This is a genomic window from Microbispora hainanensis (assembly GCF_006874475.1).
GTDB lineage: Bacteria > Actinomycetota > Actinomycetes > Streptosporangiales > Streptosporangiaceae > Microbispora > Microbispora hainanensis.
On record NZ_VIRM01000010.1, the window covers coordinates 92,272 to 112,067 of the forward strand.

The following is a 19,796-nucleotide window of genomic DNA, read 5'->3' on the forward strand; positions in this document are numbered from 1 at the left end:
CTTTACGTTGTAGATTCGTTTCGCACTCGCCGGGCTGTTCCCAGGCGGTGGTAGGTGAAGGCCCAGCGGTCGGTGCCTTCTTTGCGGCGGGTGTAGCGCTCGGGGTGCTGGTATCGGTCGCGGTTGTGGAACTGGCAGGCCGGTCCGAGCAGCTTCAGGTCGGTGAGGCCGCCGGTGCTCCAGTTGTCGGCGTGGTCGATCTGGCACATGGTGGCCGAGAGTGGGCAGCCGTCGATCCAGCAGGTGGCATACCGGGCGAACACGGCCCTGCGCTGGGCGGGGGTGGCCAGGCGGACCTTGCGGCCCATGTCCAGGACCTGTCCGTCGGCGTTCATGACGATCCGGACCAGGGTGCTGGTGCGGGCGAGGCGGTGCACGCTGGAGAGGGGCAGTACCTGCCCGGTGGCCAGCAGCAACCCCGGCACCATCCCCAACGACGCCCCCAACGCTGGTCCCAGTGACGCCCCCAGCCCCGTCCCCGGGAACGCCCCGGGCGGCGTGCCTGCCGACGCTTCCGGAGCTGCCCCCGGAGCTGCTCCCGGTGACGCACCCTGCGCCGCTCCTTGCGCCGCTCCCGGCGTCCCTCGCCCGGCTCCCGGTGCTGTTCCCGATGCCCTCCCGGGTGATGTCTCCGGCTCCGGTCCCGGCCCGCCGGGCATCGTTCCCGATGCCCCCTGTGCTGTTCCCAGCGCCTGCGTCGCGTGGGAGCAGCGTGCATCGCCGCCGCACCGGCACGCGCCCCGGCCATGCCGGCACTCCCCCGCAGGCCGAGACCCGGCGTGGGTGTGACGTGCGGAGGCGTCCTCGGGAGGAGGATCCGGCCACGCCGCCTGCGATGGCGATGCGCCCGAAGACGCTATGTCCGCGGGCGCTGTGTCCGAGTGCCCGCCACCGTCGGCAGGCCATGCCGACGCGCCCTGCCGGGCGTGCGGTGATCCAGTCTGAGTCGCGGCACGGTCGCCGTCTCCGCCCGTGGCGGGCGCGCTCTCGTCACCCTCGGCAGAGCTGGTGCTCTCGGCGGCGTCACACTCGGTGAAGGCGGTGCTTATAGTGTCGCGTGGCTCGCACTCGCCGGGCCGCCGCTCGTCGGCCCCGCGCTCACCGTCTCCGCAACCGCGAGGCTCCTCACCGCGAAGTCCGGCCGTGGCATCGGCGGAGCCAGGGGCAGGGGCAGGGGCGAAGCCGGTGGCAGGGGCGGCGAAGGCGCCGGTGGCGGGGGCAGCATCGGCTTCGCGCACGTCACCGAGGCCGCTCTCTGCGGTAGCGCAGGCGTCGGCGGTAGCTTCCTCACCCGGGCCGTCGGCGCATCCTGTCCCGGCGGCCGCAGCCCTGTCGGCACCGGCATCTGCCTCTGCCTCTGCCTCTGCCTTTGCAGTGTCGACCTCGTCAGGAGTGCCGGGGGCGTCGGTGCCGCCCGCGTGGTCGGGGTCGCTCATCGAGCTGGAGACACTGTCGTCGGCTTCGGCGGGAGCGGGGTCGTCCGTGCCGTCAGCGGCGGGGTCGGTGCAGTCTTCGGTGGCCGGGTCGGTGTTTTCGGGGTCGGTGGGGAGGGATTCGGCGCTGACCACGACGAGGAGTTCGGTGACGATCTTCTGCTCCAGCAGCGCGGCGATCAGGGCGTCCGCTTGGCGCTCCGTCAGCGTGCGGTCATCGCCGTCGGCCTTCTTCTTGGCGTACTCGTGCAACAGGGTCATCAGGCGGGCGCCGGGTTCACGGGGAATGTAGAACTCTCCTTCCACACCGCCGCCCTTGCCCGGGCGGACCCGCAGGAAGCGCCGCTCGTAGTCGGCCTGCTCATCGCGTTCTTCGCCGTCGGGGTCGAGCACCGCCCGCAAATGGCGGCCGGCCTTGGCCACCTCCGCCGCCCCGGCTTTGCCCGCCAGCTCCACCAAAATCGGCTCCGCCAGTGCGGCCTGCTCATCGGTCAGCCCGGCGACAGCGGCGCAGATGGCCTCCACCACCCCCGCCGCCAACTCACCCGCAGCGAACTTCTCCCGCACCACCGGCAGCCGCGGCAGCTCCGCCCCCAACATCAGCAGGCGGCCCGCACCACCCACCGTCATCCCACCGCTAGTGCGCAACCACGACCGGGTGGAGGCATGCCCATGCTGCTTGGCCTGCCCCGCTCGATGGACCCGGCCTACCCGGTCGGCCAGGGCGCAGGTGATCCGATCCCGGGCGAACAGCAACTCCTCCGCCTCAGCCAGACACATATCCACGTCGTCGGGAAGCGGGACCAGCGCCAGCTCCTGCGCCACCTCACGAACAGACCCCACCACCACCCACGACGACCGCGCATGGCCCCGACCACGGCCACCCGCATCAGCGGCATCACCACGGGCGGCACCCGCGCCGCCAGCGTCCGCACGGGCGGCATCCACGCCAGCGCCGTCCATGCCAGCGGCATTCGCATCGGCGGCATCGGTGTGGGTGGCATCCGTGCCCGGGGCGTCCGTGCTTGCGCCACCGGTCGCGGCGGTGGGCTGCGGCGGCTCGAAGTTGATGATCGGGAAGGGTGCGCGGGCGGATGAGCCGTCGGACGACCACAGCGGGGAATTGGCGATCAGACGGTCCCACCACTCACCGTCGCCATCGTTCGAACGACGAAGGCGCTCAGGATCGATGCCGAACAGATCCATCACACCCCCATCAAGAGATTCGAAAACTTGTATTAATTTTCTCGTCTCTCCGGGGCTAGTGCAAGATCAACTAGAAATCTCTTGGAATCACAGATTGGGGGATCCGCACTGGTCACGAGGGCAGTCCGCCACGGGCGGGCAGGCCCCGCCAGGAGCTGTGGCAGGCGACCGCGAAGGCGGCTGCCGAGATGCCTCGCTTGAGGCGGTCCGCCGAGCGCAGGCCGTCCAGGATCGCGCTGCGGTAGCCCGCGAGGAACGTGCCGCCGATCTCACCTTAAGGCGATATCGAGCGAGGATCAGACTTTGCACCCTTTATAAAACTGGCGCGAATACTGGGAACAAACCGGCTCTGAGCCACCCGGCAATCAATTTGAGATTTCACCAACGCGAAAATCGTCCGCCGTTCTCGTTGCAAACGCGATAACCGAGCCGAGCACAGGGGTTTCCCGCGAGACGCGGTGCCGCCGGCGTTCGCATGGAGTGCGGATCGTGCCGCCTGCGCCATGCCCAGGCGTCCGAGCTGAGTTCGGGATAGGTAGGACCTGTTCCCGATGTGCGGGTCGTCGGCCGGCCACTCGCGCCGGCCACGGCACGTGTCAGATGTGTGTTAGCGCTAACATTTTAGGCTCGTCTTCGTCCTCCTCCATCTCGGGAGATCGGCCGGTGGTGGTGGAGCGGAGCAAAGCCGAGGTGAGGGCATGGTGTCAAGTGACCCGATAGTACGGACCCCATCGAGACTGGGCGTGAACTCGGCCCAACTGCCACCTCAGGGAATCTCCGCACTCAGGGGCGAGCACGGCGAATGAAACTTTCATCCGATGACTGCGTTCCCGATCACAGACGCGCTGCGGCGGACCCGGGATCGGGGGTTGATTCATGCGACACCGGGCTTTCTCGGCAGAATCCTGCTCTTGACACATTTCGCCGAGTTTTTCACACTGAGCCGCGAGGCGGTCTCCCGCTGTCCGGTGGTGGTGCGCGGGGCGGAGACCCGCCGTTCGCGACGCCCTCATGGTGTGCGCTCCCTCACCCGCAAGCATGGCGCCCAGCGCTGAATGTCCCCGCGTTTCCCCTTTCCCTATTGCAGTCATGGAGGCTCAGGCACGGGCGCACGCGCCGGTCGGCCACCTTCGGGTTCCCGCACCTGCATCGGCCCTGTCGAATCGATTCCGAGCGTCCCTCACCCCCCCATGGACTTGGAGAGCTGAATTGTCTGACTTCACCCGACGGCAAATGCTGCGATTCGGCGCGGTCGGAGCCGGAGCCGCGCTGGCGCCGTTCCAGTGGACGGCGGCCGCCCGGGCCGCGGTGGCGGTCCCTCCCGAGGTGAGCGCCGCGAACGATCTGGCCCTCTGGTACGACGAGAGCGCCGGCACCGACTGGCTGCGCGCGCTGCCGATCGGCAACGGCCGGCTGGGCGCGATGGTGTTCGGCAACGTCGACACCGAGCGGTTGCAGCTCAACGAGGACACCGTCTGGGCCGGCGGGCCGTACGACCAGAGCAACACGAGGGGCGCGGGAGCTCTGGGGCAGATCCGGCAACTGGTCTTCCAGAACCAGTGGAGCCAGGCCCAGAGTCTCATCGACCAGAACATGCTGGGCAACCCCTCGGCCCAGCTGGCGTACCAGACCGTCGGCAACCTGCGGCTCACCTTCGGCAGCAGCAGCGGAGTCTCGGAGTACAGCCGTGTCCTGGATCTGACCACGGCCACCACGACCACGACGTACCTGCAGAACGGCGTGCGCTACCGGCGTGAGGTGCTCGCGAGCGCGCCGGACCAGGTGATCGCCATCCGCCTCACCGCCGACAGGGGCGGCTCGATCACGTTCTCCGCGACGTTCGACAGCCCCCAGCGGACCACGCGCTCCAGCCCGGACGGCACGACGGTGGCGCTCGACGGCGTCTCGGGCGACCAGCGTGGCCTGGCGGGCAAGGTCAGATTCCTGGCGCTGGCCAAGGCCGTGGCCGACGGCGGCACGGTCAGCAGCTCCGGCGGCACCCTCCAGGTGCGCAACGCCAACAGCGTGACCGTGCTGATCTCCATCGGCTCCAGCTACGTGAACTACAAGGACACCGGCGGCGACTACCAGGGCATCGCGCGGCGCTATCTCGACGCCGTCAACGGCAGGACGTACGACGACCTGCGCGCCCGCCATGTCGCCGACTACCAGCGGCTGTTCGGGCGCACCACACTCGACCTCGGCCGCACCTCGGCGGCCGACCAGCCGACAGACGTGCGGATCGCGCAGCACGCGAACACCAACGATCCGCAGTTCTCGGTGCTGCTGTTCCAGTTCGGCCGCTATCTGCTGATCTCCTCCTCGCGGCCGGGGACCCAGCCGGCCAACCTCCAGGGCATCTGGAACGACTCCCTCAGCCCGTCGTGGGATTCCAAGTACACGCTGAACGCGAACCTGCCGATGAACTACTGGCCCGCCGACACCACGAATCTGTCGGAGTGCTACGAGCCGGTGTTCGGCATGATCAACGACCTCACGGTCACGGGCGCCCGCACGGCTCGGGTGCAGTACAACGCCGGAGGCTGGGTCACCCACCACAACACCGACGCGTGGCGGGGCAGCTCGGTCGTCGACGGCGCGTTATGGGGCATGTGGCAGACCGGCGGCGCCTGGCTGGCCACCATGATCTGGGACCACTACCTGTTCACCGGCGACGTCGACTTCCTCCGGCAGAACTACCCGGCGATGAAGGGCGCGGCGCAGTTCTTCCTCGACACCCTCGTGCAGGAGCCGAGCCTGGGCTACCTGGTCACGAACCCCTCGAACTCCCCGGAGCTGGCCCACCACTCGGGTGTCAGCGTGTGCGCAGGCCCGACGATGGACAACCAGATCCTGCGTGACCTGTTCAACGGCTGCGCCAAGGCCGGCGAGGTCCTCGGCGTGGACGCGAGCTTCCGGAGCCAGGTCCTGGCCGCCCGGGACCGGCTTCCTCCGATGAAGGTCGGCTCGCGCGGCAACATCCAGGAGTGGCTGTACGACTGGGTGGAGACCGAGCAGAACCACCGGCACGTCTCGCACCTGTACGGCCTGCACCCCAGCAACCAGATCACCAAGCGCGGCACCCCCACGCTCTACAACGCCGCGCGGCGGACCCTCGAACTACGTGGTGACGACGGCACCGGCTGGTCGCTGGCCTGGAAGATCAACTACTGGGCGCGGATGGAGGAGGGCAACCGGGCACGTAACCTGATCGGCCTCCTGGTGCGGACCGACCGGCTCGCGCCGAACATGTTCGACCTGCACCCCCCGTTCCAGATCGACGGCAACTTCGGCGCCACGTCCGGCATCGCCGAGATGCTGCTGCAGAGCCACAACGGCGAGCTGCACGTGCTGCCCGCGCTGCCCTCGGCGTGGCCGAGCGGGAAGGTGCAGGGCCTGCGGGGCCGCGGCGGCTACACCGTGGGGGCTACCTGGAGCTCTGATGGGAGCACCGAGATCCTCGTCAGATTCGACCGCACCGGCACGGTCAACGTGCGCAACCGGAGCTTCACCGGCACCTACCAGGTGGTCGACGCCGAGAGCGGCAGCGCCGTCTCCGTCACCAAACCCGAGGCCGACGTCATCGCACTACCCGGCCAGGCCGGCCGCACCTACCGCCTGACCGGGTCCGGCGGCGGCGGCACCCCCACCGGTTATGTGCGGATCGCCAACGCCGCCACCGGCCTGGTGCTGGACAGCGGCGGCAACGTGGCGTCGGGGTCGAACCTCAAGCAGTGGAACTGGGACGGCAGCACGAACCTCCAGTGGCAGCTCGTCGACCTGGGCGGCGGCTGGTATCGGATCGTCAACCGCACCAACGGCATGGTGGCCGACAGCTGGGGCAACACCGCCAACGGCGCCAACGCCAGGCAGGCGCCCTGGAACGGCGGCAACAACCAGCAGTGGCGCCTGAACGATCTCGGCAACGGCCGCTACCAGATCGTCAACCGCGGCACCGGCACCGCCCTCGACGGCATGGGCTACACCGCCGCCGGCTCCGCCGTCGGCATGTGGACGCCGAACAACAGCCCCAACAACCAGTGGACGATCACCGGCGTGTGACCGATCCGGGCAGGACGGAAGGGCATGTCAGGGCGGCAGCAGCACATCCTGCTGCCGCCCTGCGGATCCGCCTACGGCAGATTCTCCCCGTCGCGGGGCCCTACGACCGCGACGGGGCAGTGGGCGCGGTGCAGTACAGCATGGCTGACCGAGCCGATGAGCGCGCCGCGCACGCCGCCCAGTCCGCGGGAGCCGACGACGACGAGGTCGGCGACGAGCGAGGCGTCGGCCAGCGCCGGGGCCGGGTGGCCGCAGACCGCCGACTCGACGAGCGGGACGTCGGGGTGCTTGTCGCGCCACGGCGCGAGCCGCAGCCGCGCCGCCCGGACTTCGTTGTCGTAGATTTCCTGCAGCGCCGTTCCGTAGCCGACGGCGAAGGGCGAGAACGCCGGCATCTCCCAGGCGTACACCGCGTGCACCCGCCCGCGCCGCGCCCGGGCCTCCTCGAAGGCGAACTCCAGCGCCGCCTCCGAGTGGGGGGATCCGTCGAAGCCGACGACGACCTCGTGGTACTCCTCCCGGTGCGGTTTGCGTACCACGACGACCGGGACCTCCGCGTGACCGGCCAGGCCGAGGCCGACGGAGCCGAGGATCAGGCCGGAGAAGCCGCCCATCCCCCGGCTGCCGACCACGAGGGCGTCGGCCCCGGCCGACGCGGCCCGCAGGGTCTCGACGACCGTGCCCTCGGCGAGCTCCGTGGTCACCTCAAGGCCGGGGGCGATCTCCCGGGCGCTCGCGGCGGCCGCCGCGAGCACGCCCTCGCAGAACTCGCTGTAGGACTGGGCGAAGCCCTCGACGGCGTGGAACGGGTATTCGTGCGCCCACGGCTCGCGCACGTGGACGATCTTCAAGGTGGCTCCCCGGCGCCGCGCGTCGTCCGCCGCCCACTCCAGCGCCGCCGTCGCTGGGTTCGATCCGTCGACGCCGACGACGATCTGTCCGGCCATGTACGTCTCCTCCTGTGCTTCAAGCGGTACGCGGACGCGCGCGGGGGTTGGTTCTCCCGGCCACCATCGCACCGTCTCCGCTGCCCGCGGCGCAGCAGACGAAAGTCCTCAAGCCGAGGGACTTCCGCCCGCGCGGGCCCGGCACGCTCGCCCAATATGCAGTCCGGCGATATATACTGCTGACATGACGAACCGGGCCATGCAGGAGGCGACCTTCCTGATCCTCACCGCGCTGGCGGGGGGCAGCAGGCACGGGTACGGCATCATCACCGACGTCGAGCAGATCTCCAGCGGGCGGGTGCGGTTGCGTGCCGGGACGCTGTACGCGGCCCTGGACCGGCTCCGCCTGGACGGGTTGGTCAGCGTCGACCGCGAGGAGATCGTGGACAACCGGTTGCGCCGCTACTACCGGCTCACCCCTGAGGGCTCGCGGCAGTTGGCCGCCGAGGCGGCCCGGGTCCGATCCCATGCGACGACCGCGCTGGCCCGGCTGGGCCTGGCCCCCGGGGCGGCGCCGTGAGCGAGGCTGCGGACCTGGAACGGCGTTACCGCCGCTGGCTGCGGTGGTACCCCCGGTCGTTCCGCGACGCGCACGAGAGCGAGATCCTCGCGGTGCTGCTGGCCGGCGCCCGCGAAGGCCGACGTCGTCCGGAGCCGATGGAGTGCCTTGACCTGGTGCGGGCCGCGCTGTCCCTGCGCCTGCGGCCGCGGATACCCCGCTCGAACCGATCGGCACGCGCCGCGATCGGACTGATGTACCTCAGCGCCGCGGCCGAGCTCGCCACCGCGATCGTGGTCCTGGCCACGATCGACGACATCAGGTCGGCCATAGCGGCACGGGATCCGGCATACACCGCCGCGCAGTGGCGCGCGGAGCTCTCCGGCGCCCTCCACCCGCTCGCGGTGGGCGCCGTCGTCGCGGCCGGGCTCTGCCTCTGGCTGGCCTGGGCGGGCGGCCGCGGACACCGCTGGGCGCGGGCGGCCTTCGTCCTCTTCACCGGGCTGAACGTCGCCCACCTGATCCACGGGCTGATCCAGGGTTCGGCCGTGTACGCCGAGGCCGATCTGACCGCCGGCCTCGTCCTGTGTCTTGTCCAGCTCGCGGCCGTCGTGCTCCTGCTGCACGCGGGCCCGGCCGGCCTCGGGTGATGGCGGGGCTCGGGTGATGGCGGGGCTCGGGTGATGGCGGGGCTCGGCGCCCCGGCGCTGTCGGTCAGGCATCTGTCGAAGCGGTTCGGTGACCAGATCGCGTTCGACGACGTCTGTTTCGAGGTGGAACTCGGCGAGGTGTTCGGGTTCCTCGGCCCGAACGGGGCCGGCAAGACGACGACCGTGCGGACGCTCGGCACGTTGCTGGCCCCGACCTCGGGTTCCGCCACGGTCGCCGGGCTCCCGCTCACTCCGGACAACAGCGCGCAGATCCGCCGCCGGATCGCGATCATGCCCGAGTCGCCGGGCCTGTACCTGCGGCTGAGCGTGCTGGAGAACCTGCGGTGTTTCGCCGACCTGTACGAGATCCCCGACCCGGCCGGTCGCATCGAGCACGCCCTACGGGCGGTGAACCTGGCCGGCCGGGCCCAGGACGTCTGCGGCGCGCTGTCCAAGGGGATGCGCCAGCGGGTGGCGCTGGCCCGGGCGCTGCTGGCCGACCCGCAGGTGCTGTTCCTCGACGAGCCGACCTCCGGTCTCGACCCGGTTGCCGCCCGCGAGGTTCACGCGTTGATCGACGGACTGCGCCGTCGCGGCGTCACCGTCTTCCTGACGACCCACCGCCTTCAGGAGGCCGAGCGGCAGTGCGACCGGGTGGCGATCCTGAACACGACGCTGCGCATGATCGGCCGGCCCGGGGAGCTGCGCGAGCGGCTGTTCGGCCGGACGCTCACCGTCCGCACCGCCGGCTCGCTCGACGACCCCGGCCGCGTCTTCGCCGGTCTGCCCGGCGTCCGCGGCTGGCGCCCCGAGGGCACGGCCGGCTACGTCGTGGAGGTGTCGGAACCGGAGATGGCCGCACCCGCGGTGACCCGGGCGCTGGTGGCGGCGGGCGCCGACGTGCTGTCGATCAGCCGGACGCGCCACTCGCTCGAGGACGTCTACCTCGAGCTGATCGACCAGGACGAGCCGGGGAGCCCGACATGACCGTCAGCAGGCGGCGGGTGCGGGCCATCACCCGCAAGGAGCTCCACGAGTACCGGCGCAACGCCGCCGTCGTGCTGGCGATGGCGATCCTCCCGCTCGTGTTCCTCATCCAGCCGCTGATCCAGGTCTTCACTCTGCCGCCCTCGGCCGCGACGGCGCTGCGGCACGAGCACGCCCTGCTTTACATGCTGGCCGTCCCCGTGCTGGTCCCCGCCGTCCTGGCCGCGTACGCGGTGGTCGGCGAGCGCCTGCAGGGCACCCTCGAACCGGTGATCGCCACACCGATCAGCCGTGAGGAACTCCTGCTCGGCAAGGCCCTGGCCGCCTTCATCCCCTCGATCGCCGTCGCCTACGGCGTCTTCGCCCTCTTCGTGGCCATCGTGGAGATCTTCGCCCAGCCGGTGGTCGCCTCGGCGTTCATCCGTGGCCCGGAACTGCTCGCCCAGCTCCTGTTCACACCGCCGCTCGCGGCATGGTCCATTTGGGTCGGCATCGCCGTCTCGGCCCGCGCGAGCGATCCCCGCACCGCGGGGCAGCTCGCCCTTCTCCTGAGTCTCCCCACGGTTGCGATCACCACGCTCGTCGCCTTCGGCGTCGTCCCCGCCACCCTCCCCACGGCGCTCGTACTCGGGGCGGTCCTGCTCCTCCTCGACCTGCTCGGATGGCGTGCGGCTTCGGCCGTCGTCGACCGCGAACGGCTCGTCACCGACGCCACGTGATCCGGCTCGGCGGCCGCCCGGGGACGACGGTCCCCCGCGCGGCCGGGTGTGGGGCGGTCGCCGGTCAGGCCGTCGTCAGCCTGATCACGTTCCAAGAGACCGGCGGCAGCACGATCCGGAGCGGATCGCTCTGATAGCTCGTGTTGGGGCGGGGCGCCACCCGATCGGGGTCGTCGGCGGTGTTGCGGGCGTAGACGTCCTCGTGGGTGAGCGTCGTCGCCTCGGCGATCCGCACGGCGCCCGTCCCCGAGACCAGCGCCCTCGCGTCGAGCTCCAGCTCCACCGGCTCGGCCGTCGACCTGTTCACCACGAACAGCGTCGTCTCCGTCTCGTCCCGGGTGGCGACCGCGTGGAGCACGGGCACCTCGCCGAACTCGGCCGTCTCGTACGCCGGGCAGACGGGCTCGACGCGTACGACCTCGCCCTTGGCGAGCCGCGCCGCCTGCGCGAACGGGTGGAAGGTCGTCTGCCGCCAGGCCCGGCCGCCGGGCTCGGTCATGATGGGCGCGATCACGTTCACGAGCTGGGCCAGGCAGGCCGCCGCGACCCGGTCGCTGTGCCGCAGCAGCGTGATGAGCAGGCTGCCGAAGGCCACGGCGTCGGCGAGGTGGTAGTGGTCCTCCAGGAGCGGCGGCGCGACCGGCCAGTCCTGCCCGGCCTCGGCCGCCTTGACGCGGCTCAGGTACCAGACGTTCCACTCGTCGAAGGAGACGGAGATCTTCTTGCTGGAGCCGAGCCTGGCCCCCACCTGGTCGGCCGTGGAGACGACCGTGGAGATGAAGTGCTCCATGTCACTCGCGCAGGCCAGGAAGCCGGCGAGGTCGCCGTCCTTCTCCTCGTAGTAGGCGTGACAGGAGATGTGGTCGACCAGGTCGTAGGTCTCCTCAAGGACGGTCGCCTCCCAGGTGCCGAAGGTCGGCATGGAGGAGCCGGAGCTGCCGCAGGCCACCAGTTCCAGGCTGGGGTCGACCATGCGCATGGCCCGGGCGGTCTCGGCGGCGATCCTGCCGTACTCGCGGGCGGTCTTGTGCCCGATCTGCCAGGGGCCGTCCATCTCGTTGCCCAGGCACCACATGCGGATGTCGTGCGGATCCTTGGCGCCGTTCGCGATCCGCAGGTCCGACAGCGCGGTGCCGGACGGGATGTTGCAGTATTCGAGCAGGTCGACGGCCTCCTGCACGCCGCGAGTGCCGAGGTTGACCGCCATCATCGGCTCCAGCCCCGCCAGGCGGGACCACCGCATGAACTCGTCGATCCCGATCTCGTTGGTCTCGGTGCTGTGCCAGGCGAGGTCGAGCCGCCGGGGGCGCTGCTCGCGCGGGCCGATGCCGTCCTCCCACCGGTAGCCGGAGACGAAGTTGCCGCCGGGGTAGCGCACGGTGGTCACGCCGAGCTCGCGGGTGAGCGCGAGCACGTCGCCGCGGAACCCCTCCTCGTCTGCCGTCGGGTGGCCCGGCTCGTAGATTCCGGTGTAAACGCAGCGGCCGAGGTGCTCGACGAACGTGCCGAACGTGCGGCGCCGTACGGGGGCCACACGGTGGGCGGGGTCGATGGTCAGTTGTGCCTGGAGCACGCGGGATCTCCTTCACCGGACAGGGGGCTCGCGGGGCGATTGTTAGCGCTCGCATCGCCCTCGGTCAAGGTTTCGGTCCGGAAAACTCGGCTATTGAGACGCATGCTGTTATCGCTAACAGTCGCCGGGCAGCGTCATGACGAACCACCCCGGGGAATACCGGCCCTGGCCGCGGGGCAGGTGCCGCTATGCGCGGCTGGTGGCTGTGGTCCTACGAGCAGGTCGTCAGATCCAGCACCCCGACCGCCTGTCCCCCGCTCTCCTCGCCTGTGAGCTGGAACCCGAGTTTCCGGTAGAAGCCCTCCGGCCCGCCCTCTCCCGGCTCCCACGTGACGTACATCTGCGTGCCGCCACGGCGCCTTATTTCGGCGGCCACGGATTCGACGGCGAAGCGACCGACTCCGCGCCCCTGTTCGCCGGCCACCACATTCAGCCGCCACAAGCCGGATCGGAAGTCGATCCCCTTGCCGTCCCAGTCGATGTCCAGGAAGGCCATGAGGAAGCCCACCGGACGGTCGCCGTCGAGGATGAGGCGCGGCCACGCCACTTCCCGATGCACGTAGGCCTCGGCCAGTGACTTCGCCACAGGCGAGACGAAGCGCTCCTGGTCGGGGCGAACCCTTACAGCAATAGCCGTCTCGACGTTGGCGGGGGTAACAGGCGCAAGGCGGAGTTTCGCATTCACACGGAAACCTTAGGCGTCATCCGCGTATATCCCGCTCGGACAGCGCCCCCAGCACGACGGGCACGCCGCGAATGCCCGGCATCGGGCCGGGCATGCTCTCGTCAATGAAACCTCTGGTGGCGGGAGCGCGCATCGTGACTCGCGGCGTGACAGACGGCCGGGCGGGCCGGGCCAGGTGGGCCAGGTGGGCGAGGGGGGCGGAGTGGGCGAGGTGGGCGCCCGCCGTGCTGGCCGCGCTCGGCCTGCTGGCGGGCGCGTGCGGATCCGGCCCCGGGACCGGCACAGCAACCGGCACAGGGACCGGCACAGCAACCGGCACAGCAACCGGCACAGCGACCGGCACAGCGACCAACCAAGCGACCGGCCCAGGGACCAACACGGCGACCGGCACGGCGACCGCCCCGCAGAGCAGCCCGGCCGCCACCCCCACCCCATCCGCGGGCTCCCTCGTGGCGGGCCGCTACCAGCCGCTGTGGCCCTTCGCGGACGAGAAGCAGGCGCGGGACTGGCAGGAGAGCTACCGCTCGGGCGGGCACCAGCCCTGGCACCTGGACGCCGAGCGGACCGCGCTGTCCTTCACCCAGGGCTTCCTCGGGTTCACGGGTGTCGACCAGGTGGTCGAGCGTACGGTGACCGGCGCGGACGCCCGCGTCTCCGTCGGCGTCCGGGGCGAGGGCGGCGGGCGGCCCGGCATCGCCGCCGTCGTCCACCTTGTCAGGTTCGGCACCGGGCCGGACGCGCCGTGGGAGGTGGTGGGCACCGACGACACCACCTTCTCCCTCACCACTCCCCGGTACGGCGCCCTCGTGTCCTCCCCCGTCACGCTGGGCGGCACGATCACCGGAGTGGACGAGAGCATCCGGGTGCAGGTGCGCGCGACCGGCAGCGCCCGCCCCCTCGGCGAGCGCTGCTGCGTCTCGGCGGGAGGGGACCGCGTCCCCTGGTCCGCCACCGTGACCTTCCGCGCGGCTCCGGGCAGCACGCTCACCCTCGTCGCCAGCACCGGCGGTCACGTGGCGGAGGTCGAGCGCTTCGCCGTCACCGGCGTCCGGGTCGCGCGATAGGCCGCGCGCTACTTCGCGTGGACGACGACGCCGCCCTGGGCCTCGTCGCCGGCTCCGTTCTGGTAGATCACGTCACCGGTCCGCTCGTCCCAGATCCGGACGGCGAAGCGGTCCACGCCGTCCCCGTCGCGGGTGTCGCCGTCGCGGGCGACGACCTCGAAGCCGTAGCGCCCCGCGCCGCCGACCGTCCCGATGCCGCGATAGCGGATCTCCCCGCCCGACACCACGAGCCAGTCGTACGCCGTGGACCGGAAGTTCAGGGGCCCGGCCTGGAACGAGAACGTCGTCGCCCCGATCGGCACCGCCGTGTTCTTCACATACTTGGCCACGATCCCGAAGGTGGCCCGGCCGGTCAGCGCGGGGTTGGCGCGGAAGGCGCCCGCGGGCGAGTCGATCCAGCCGCCGCCGGTGACGAAGCCGGCGTCCCGGTCGTACACGACCACCGGGCGGCCGGTCGCGGTGGTGGTCGCGCCGTCGTCGTCGGCGACGGTGACGACGGGCTCGTGGACGCCCGGCTTCCGATAGGTGTGCCGCGCCGTGCACGTCCCGTCGCCGGCCGTGCCGGACGCGGTGGTCCCGTCCTTCCAGTCCACCGTGCAGGTGAGCACGTCGTTCGCGCCCCGGTCGGTGGCCGGGACCGTCAGGGTCACGCGCGTGCCGGCCTCGACCGGCTTGGCGGGCGCCGCGACGTCTCCGGCCTCGGGAGCGGCGTTGGCGACGGTCACCTTCGCGGTGTCGCGGCTGCGGCCGGAGGTCAGCGTGACGGTGTAGGTCCCGTCGTCGTCGCAGGTGACGGCGGTCTCGGCGGCGCCGGAATCCGAGAAGGAGCAGGTCGCGCCGGGATCGGCGTCCTCGCCGGGCGCGTAGCTCCACTTCGCCGCGCCGGTGGCCGATCCGGCCAGCCGGATCGGGGACCCCTCGCGGCCCTCGGCGTCCGGCCCGGCGTTCGCGACCGACACCGGCTCGACGCTCTCCAGCGTCGGCACGACCTTCTCGATCAGGCCGTTCTCGTCGAACTCCATCCGGTCGATCGTGGTTTCCCGATGGGTGCCGTCGCCCCCGGGGATGGCGAAGCGGTGATAGGCGATGTACCAGTCGCCGGTGCCGGGCACCCGCACGACCGAGTGGTGGCCGGTGCCCTTGATCCCTAGGGACAGGTCCTTCTGCAGGATCACGCCCCGCCTGGTCCACGGGCCGAGCGGCGAGGCGCCCGTGGCGTACGCGACCTGGTAGTTCTCGTCGCGCGTGTCGTTCTCCGACCACATGAAGTAGTAGATCCCGCCGCGCTTGAAGACGAACGAGCCCTCGTTGTAGCCGCTCGGCTTGTACGTCTTCACCTTGGCGGGGTCGAACGACACCATGTCGTCGTTGAGCGGCACCTGGTAGGAGTTGCCGTTGCCCCAGTAGAGGTACGCCTGGCCGTCGTCGTCGACGAACACATCGGAGTCGATCATCTGGCCGCTGTAGGTCCCGGCCGCCACCAGCGGCTTGCCCAGGGCGTCCCTGAACGGCCCCGCTGGGGAGTCGGAGACGGCGACGCCGAGGTGCTTGGCGGTGTTGCCGGTGGCCAGGCCGCCGCTGAAGTAGAAGTAGTACTTTCCGTTCCGCTCGGCGATCGCCGGCGCCCAGGCGCTGTTGTCGGCCCAGGTCACGTCGGGTCCGAGGTCGAGGACGACGCCGTGGTCGGTCCAGTGCACGAGGTCTTTGGACGAGAACGCGTGGAACTGCGTGCCGCTCCAGCCGGCGAAGCCGTCGGTGGTCGGATACATGTAGAACGTGTCGCCGAACACGGTGATGTTCGGGTCGGCGTACAGGCCGGGGAGCACCGGGCTCTTCATCACCCGCGCCTCGACCGTCCACGTCCTGCGGGCGCCGTCGCCGCCGGTGACGGTGTAGGTGACCGGCTCGGACAGGTCGCGCACGGTGCCGGAGGCGGGCTTGACGCTCGCTCCCGGGACCAGGGTGAACTCGGGCGCGAGCCGGGTGAGGTCGGTGCCCTCCTTCACGGGCAGGACGATCCTGTCGTTCGTCCCGTCCACGATCGCCGGGACCTTGAGCTCCGGCAGCGTGGCCGCGCCGACGGCCGCCGTGTTGCCGGAGACCTGGAGCACCTCGGCCGCCGACAGCGCGTAGTCGTAGATCCTGAAGTCGTCCACCTCACCCGCGAAGTAGGGGTCGGCCGGGTAGAGCGACTTCCCGATGTATCCCGAGTAGTCCTTCGCCGGGTCGTACAGGCCGGCGGGTTCGACCGGCACGCCGGTCGCGCGCGCCGCCTCGATGCCGTCGAGATACATGACGGCCGTTCCGCTGTCGCCGTCGACGGTCACCGCGACGTGCTTCCAGGTGCCGCCCGGCAGGGCCGCGCCGCCGGACAGCTTCGACTCGGCCTGCCAGCTGCCCGCCGTGATCGCCGAGTAGAGGGTCTTGCCCCCGTTGTACGGCGAGGTGAACAGATATCTGGTGTCGTCCGGGCCGAGGCCGTACAGCCACTGGTTCACCGTCGTGGAGGCGTTCCACTTCACGTACGCGGCGACGGTGACGCTGTTCACGCCCTTCAGCACGCCGTTCGGGATCTTCACGTACGGCGCGGTCGTGGACGAGGACGGCCCTCCGGACATCGCGAACGACCCGCCCTCGACGCCCTGGCCGAAGGCGGGGGTCCGTTCGTAGGTGCCGTCGTTGCCGTGGCCGGAGGCGTCGTGGACGACGGTGCCGTCCTTCTCGTCGAAGGTGTACCGCACCAGCAGGCCGGACGGCTCCGCCGGGCCGGCCGCGTGCGCCGGGGTGACGATCGGGCCCGTGACCAGGGACAGCGCGGCGGCGGCCGCGAGCGCGAGGCGAGGGAAGCGAGGGAAGCGAGGGAAGAGTGGGAGGCGTGGGAGGCGTCGTCGGGGGGTGCTGTGCATCGTCTCTCCCGGCCGGCGGCTCGCGCCCCTCGGCCTCGTTAGCGCTCACATTGCGAGACCCACGCCGCCCCCGTGAACCACGGGGGCGGAGTGAATCGGTCTCGTGAGTGTCGGCCGCGGGGCGTGTGATCGTCAAGACCCGCGCTTCACGACCCGGGCTTCACGACCCGGGCGAGGTCCGGAGGTCAGTGGCCCCGGCGGATCCACTCGTCGAGGTGCGGCAGCTCCGCGCCGATCGTCGTGCTGTCGCCGTGGCCGGTGTGGACGACGGTCTCCGGCGGCAGGCTCAGCAGGCGGTCGCGAATCGAGTCGATGATCACCCCGAAGTCGGAGAACGAGCGGCCCGTCGCGCCGGGACCACCCTGGAACAGGGTGTCGCCGGTGAAGACGACGCCCAGCTCGGGCGCGTGGAAGCAGCAGGCGCCGGGAGCGTGCCCGGGAGTGTGGAGCACTTCGAGGCGGGTGCCGGCGACCTCGATGACCTGCCCGTCGGACAGCTCACCGTCGGGCTCGCGGCCGGGGTGGGTGAGCCGCCACACCGGCAGGTCGGCCGGGTGCAGCAGGACGGGCGCCCCGGTGGCCTCCGACAGGTCCGGCGCGACGCGCACATGGTCGTCGTGGGCGTGGGTGGCGAGGATGGCCAGGACGCGCCGGCCCGCGATCACATCGGTGATCGCCTTGACGTCGTGGGGCGCGTCGAACACCACGCACTCGGCGTCGTCGCCGAGCACCCATACGTTGTTGTCGACGTCGAAGGTCTGGCCGTCCAGGCTGAAGGTGCCCGACGTGACGGCATGGTCGATACGGGCACTCACTTGATGATCACCACCGTGCGGAACATGACCTTATTCTGCACGCGACCCGCGGGAACTCACGACCGGGGGTCACGGCCCCTGCCGCTGATCCTCCGCCGTACGGGAGGGCTTGGGCGGCAGCACCGGTTCCAGGCGGAACATCCCGCCCGACACCTCCTCGTGCGCAGGCGCGGCCTCCCGCCTGCCCGCGACCGCCACGAGCAGGTCGGTCACGGTGACGAGGCCCTGCAGGGCGCCAGAGGTCCCGATGACCGGGACGACGTCCACGCCCGACTCCAGCATGACGGCCGCCACGGCCGGGAGCGACGCGTCGGGGAACACGTGCGGGCATCTGCGCCCGCCCAGCAACTGGCGCACCTGGCTGCTCGACTGCTCCGCGGGACCGCCGGACCAGTGGGCCGCGATGTCCTCCCGCGTGAGCACGCCGAGGATGCGGGAACCGGAGTCCACGACGGGCAGATGGTGCATCGACCCGCGGCGCATGAGTTCCCAGGCCATGAGCGGGGACTCGTCCGGTTTCACGGTCACGAGCACCCTGCTCATCACGTCGGCGGCGGTCATGCCTTCTACGGTCATCGTTCCTCCCTCCGCCATCTCCATCCGACCACGTGAGCCGGGGCGCCGCACGGGCCCAAAGACCCGGCCGCCGGGGACCTCCGGCACCTGCCCGTACGGCCCGGGTGGCAGTGGAATGACCACAACGGCGACAGACCGGGGGTGGGTCATGCTGGCCGGTGAGGTCATGCGCAGCCCGGCGATCACATTGCGCCGCGACGACTCCATGCGGCGGGCGATCCGGGTCCTGTACGAGCACAACATCACGGCGGCCCCCGTGCTCGGAGACCACGACGAGCTGGTCGGCGTGGTCAGCGAGATCGACCTGCTGTGCGGCGCGTTCGCGCCGGGCGCCACGCCGCCCCGCACGGTGGAGGGCGTCATGTCGCGCCAGGTGAGCACGGTCGAGGAGACCACGGACGTGCGGGTGCTGACGGACCTCATGGTCGCGAAGCGGATCAAGAGCCTGCCCGTGCTGCGCGACGAGCGGGTCGTCGGGATGGTCAGCCGCCGCGACCTGATGGCGCTGCTGGCCAGGTCGGACGAGGAACTGCGCGAGGCCGTCCTGGCCGCCCTGCGGGAGCGCTACCCCTCCGACGCGGCCTGGGAGGTGGTCGTGCGCGACGGCGAGATCGACCTGCGGGGTCCCGAGGGCCAGGGCCCCGAGCACGTGGCCGACCTGCTGGAGCAAACGGCCCCGGGGGTGCGGCCGGCCCGTCTGCTCCCCAGACGCGATCGATCCTGACGTGATCGATCCTGACGTGATCGATCCTGACATGATCGATCCTGACATGGCCGATCAGCGCGCCCTCACCACGGCGACCGGGCAGTGGGCGTGGGCGAGCACGGCGCGGCTGACCGAGCCGAGCACGGCCGCGGTGAAGGCGTTGCGGCCGTGGGAGCCGACCACGAGCAGGACGGCCCGCGACGACGCCGCGATGAGCGCGGAGACCGGATGATCGTGGACCATGTCCAGCTCGGTCTTCACGTCGGCGTATCCGCTCTGCAACCGCTCCAGCTCGCCGCGCGCGTAGTCCTCCGCGGCTCGCCGCATGGTGTCCAGGTCCGTGGAGATCACGGGCCCGTACGGCACCGGCGGCTCCCAGGCGCACACGATCCGCACCCGATGACCGCGCAGCCGCGCCTCCTCGAAGGCGTACGTCAGGGCGGGCCCGGACTCCTTGGAGCAGTCGAACCCCACCACGATCTCCGCCTCCGCGTCCGGGGGCGCCGGCCGTACGACGACGACCGGCACCGCCACGTGCCCGGCGACCTGGTGGCCCACCGACCCGAGCAGCATGCCGGGGAAGCCGCCCGCGCCGTGGCTGCCGAGCACCACTTCGGCGGCGCGGCCGGCCTGGTCGCGCAGGACGCGGCCGGGACGCCCCTCGGCGAGCTCCGTCGTCACGTCGAGGCCGGGGCGCCGGTCCCGGGCGACCCGCTCGGCGTGGTCGAGGATCTGCCGCCCGGTGGGCGCCATCCTGTCGTAGCTGTCGGGGATCGGATAGCGCGGGGCGTCGTACGGCAGGCGCTCGACGGCGTGGACCACCCGCAGGGGCAGGCCCCGCAGGGCGGCGTGGTCGGCCGCCCAGTCCACCGCCCGGGTCGCCCCGCCGGACCCGTCGGTGCCCACGACGACCGGATCGACGGCCGGCTCGACGACCGGATCACTGATCGGCTGCTCGGTCATGGCGC

The 19,796-nt window shown here is 71.1% G+C and carries 15 protein-coding genes; 7 read left to right on the top strand and 8 right to left on the bottom strand.

Translation table 11 applies throughout. From position 1 onward, the window contains the following. Nucleotides 1-2: 2 nt before the first annotated feature. Nucleotides 3-2,639, bottom strand: a complete 2,637-nt coding sequence (locus FLX08_RS10920) for an HNH endonuclease signature motif containing protein (RefSeq protein ID WP_142618486.1) — start codon at nt 2,637-2,639, stop codon at nt 3-5. A 1,233-nt stretch (nt 2,640-3,872) separates the two neighbouring features. On the opposite strand from FLX08_RS10920, the gene FLX08_RS10925 reads away from it, so the two are divergent. Next, nucleotides 3,873-6,701, top strand: a complete 2,829-nt coding sequence (locus tag FLX08_RS10925) for a glycosyl hydrolase family 95 catalytic domain-containing protein (protein ID WP_142618488.1) — start codon at nt 3,873-3,875, stop codon at nt 6,699-6,701. Between the two features lie 71 nt (nt 6,702-6,772). On the opposite strand, the gene FLX08_RS10930 is transcribed toward FLX08_RS10925, so the two are convergent. Further along, a complete protein-coding gene (locus FLX08_RS10930) occupies nt 6,773-7,648 on the bottom strand; it encodes a universal stress protein (RefSeq protein ID WP_142618490.1) in 876 nt (291 codons plus the stop codon). Between the two features lie 184 nt (nt 7,649-7,832). Here FLX08_RS10930 and FLX08_RS10935 point away from each other — a divergent pair, with 184 nt between their 5' ends. From FLX08_RS10935 to FLX08_RS10950, 4 genes are read left to right on the top strand one after another with little or no spacing between them, the layout of a single operon-like run. Continuing rightward, nucleotides 7,833-8,168 (top strand): PadR family transcriptional regulator, encoded by a 336-nt coding sequence (locus tag FLX08_RS10935; protein ID WP_244312548.1) that lies wholly within the window; start codon nt 7,833-7,835, stop codon nt 8,166-8,168. Continuing rightward, a complete protein-coding gene (locus tag FLX08_RS10940; RefSeq protein ID WP_142618492.1) occupies nt 8,165-8,797 on the top strand; it encodes a hypothetical protein in 633 nt (210 codons plus the stop codon). Before FLX08_RS10935 ends, FLX08_RS10940 begins: the two co-directional genes overlap by 4 nt. Before the next feature lie 33 nt (nt 8,798-8,830). Continuing rightward, nucleotides 8,831-9,784, top strand: coding sequence for an ABC transporter ATP-binding protein (locus FLX08_RS10945; protein ID WP_142618494.1), 954 nt, complete (start codon nt 8,831-8,833; stop codon nt 9,782-9,784). Next, nucleotides 9,781-10,503, top strand: coding sequence for an ABC transporter permease (locus tag FLX08_RS10950; RefSeq protein ID WP_142618496.1), 723 nt, complete (start codon nt 9,781-9,783; stop codon nt 10,501-10,503). The genes FLX08_RS10945 and FLX08_RS10950 overlap by 4 nt, the downstream gene beginning before the upstream one ends. A gap of 64 nt (nt 10,504-10,567) precedes the next feature. On the opposite strand, the gene arfA is transcribed toward FLX08_RS10950, so the two are convergent. Both arfA and FLX08_RS10960 read right to left on the bottom strand, forming a co-directional pair. Further along, on the bottom strand, nt 10,568-12,076 hold the full coding sequence (arfA, locus tag FLX08_RS10955; RefSeq protein ID WP_142618499.1) for an arabinosylfuranosidase ArfA: 1,509 nt from the start codon (nt 12,074-12,076) through the stop codon (nt 10,568-10,570). A gap of 211 nt (nt 12,077-12,287) precedes the next feature. Beyond that, on the bottom strand, nt 12,288-12,761 hold the full coding sequence (locus tag FLX08_RS10960) for a GNAT family N-acetyltransferase (protein WP_142618501.1): 474 nt from the start codon (nt 12,759-12,761) through the stop codon (nt 12,288-12,290). A 104-nt stretch (nt 12,762-12,865) separates the two neighbouring features. Between FLX08_RS10960 and FLX08_RS41315 the strand changes: the two genes are divergently transcribed. Beyond that, entirely contained in the window at nt 12,866-13,825 is a 960-nt protein-coding gene (locus FLX08_RS41315; protein ID WP_208761382.1) for a hypothetical protein, read from the top strand. A gap of 8 nt (nt 13,826-13,833) precedes the next feature. Here the strand turns inward: FLX08_RS41315 and FLX08_RS10970 are convergent, their stop codons facing one another. From FLX08_RS10970 to FLX08_RS10980, 3 genes are all read right to left on the bottom strand, one after another. Further along, a complete protein-coding gene (locus tag FLX08_RS10970) occupies nt 13,834-16,731 on the bottom strand; it encodes a family 43 glycosylhydrolase (RefSeq protein ID WP_142618504.1) in 2,898 nt (965 codons plus the stop codon). A 185-nt stretch (nt 16,732-16,916) separates the two neighbouring features. Beyond that, complete coding sequence (locus tag FLX08_RS10975; RefSeq protein ID WP_142618506.1) at nt 16,917-17,546, bottom strand: MBL fold metallo-hydrolase; 630 nt, start codon at nt 17,544-17,546, stop codon at nt 16,917-16,919. Between the two features lie 69 nt (nt 17,547-17,615). Continuing rightward, nucleotides 17,616-18,122, bottom strand: coding sequence for a CBS domain-containing protein (locus tag FLX08_RS10980; RefSeq protein WP_142618508.1), 507 nt, complete (start codon nt 18,120-18,122; stop codon nt 17,616-17,618). A 115-nt stretch (nt 18,123-18,237) separates the two neighbouring features. Here FLX08_RS10980 and FLX08_RS10985 point away from each other — a divergent pair, with 115 nt between their 5' ends. Continuing rightward, nucleotides 18,238-18,846 carry a CBS domain-containing protein gene (locus tag FLX08_RS10985; RefSeq protein ID WP_167530357.1) on the top strand — a complete coding sequence of 203 codons (609 nt, stop codon included), beginning with the start codon at nt 18,238-18,240 and terminating at the stop codon, nt 18,844-18,846. Nucleotides 18,847-18,900: 54 nt separating this feature from the next. Here the strand turns inward: FLX08_RS10985 and FLX08_RS10990 are convergent, their stop codons facing one another. Then, complete coding sequence (locus tag FLX08_RS10990) at nt 18,901-19,791, bottom strand: universal stress protein (RefSeq protein WP_142618513.1); 891 nt, start codon at nt 19,789-19,791, stop codon at nt 18,901-18,903. Between the last annotated feature and the right edge of the window lie 5 nt (nt 19,792-19,796).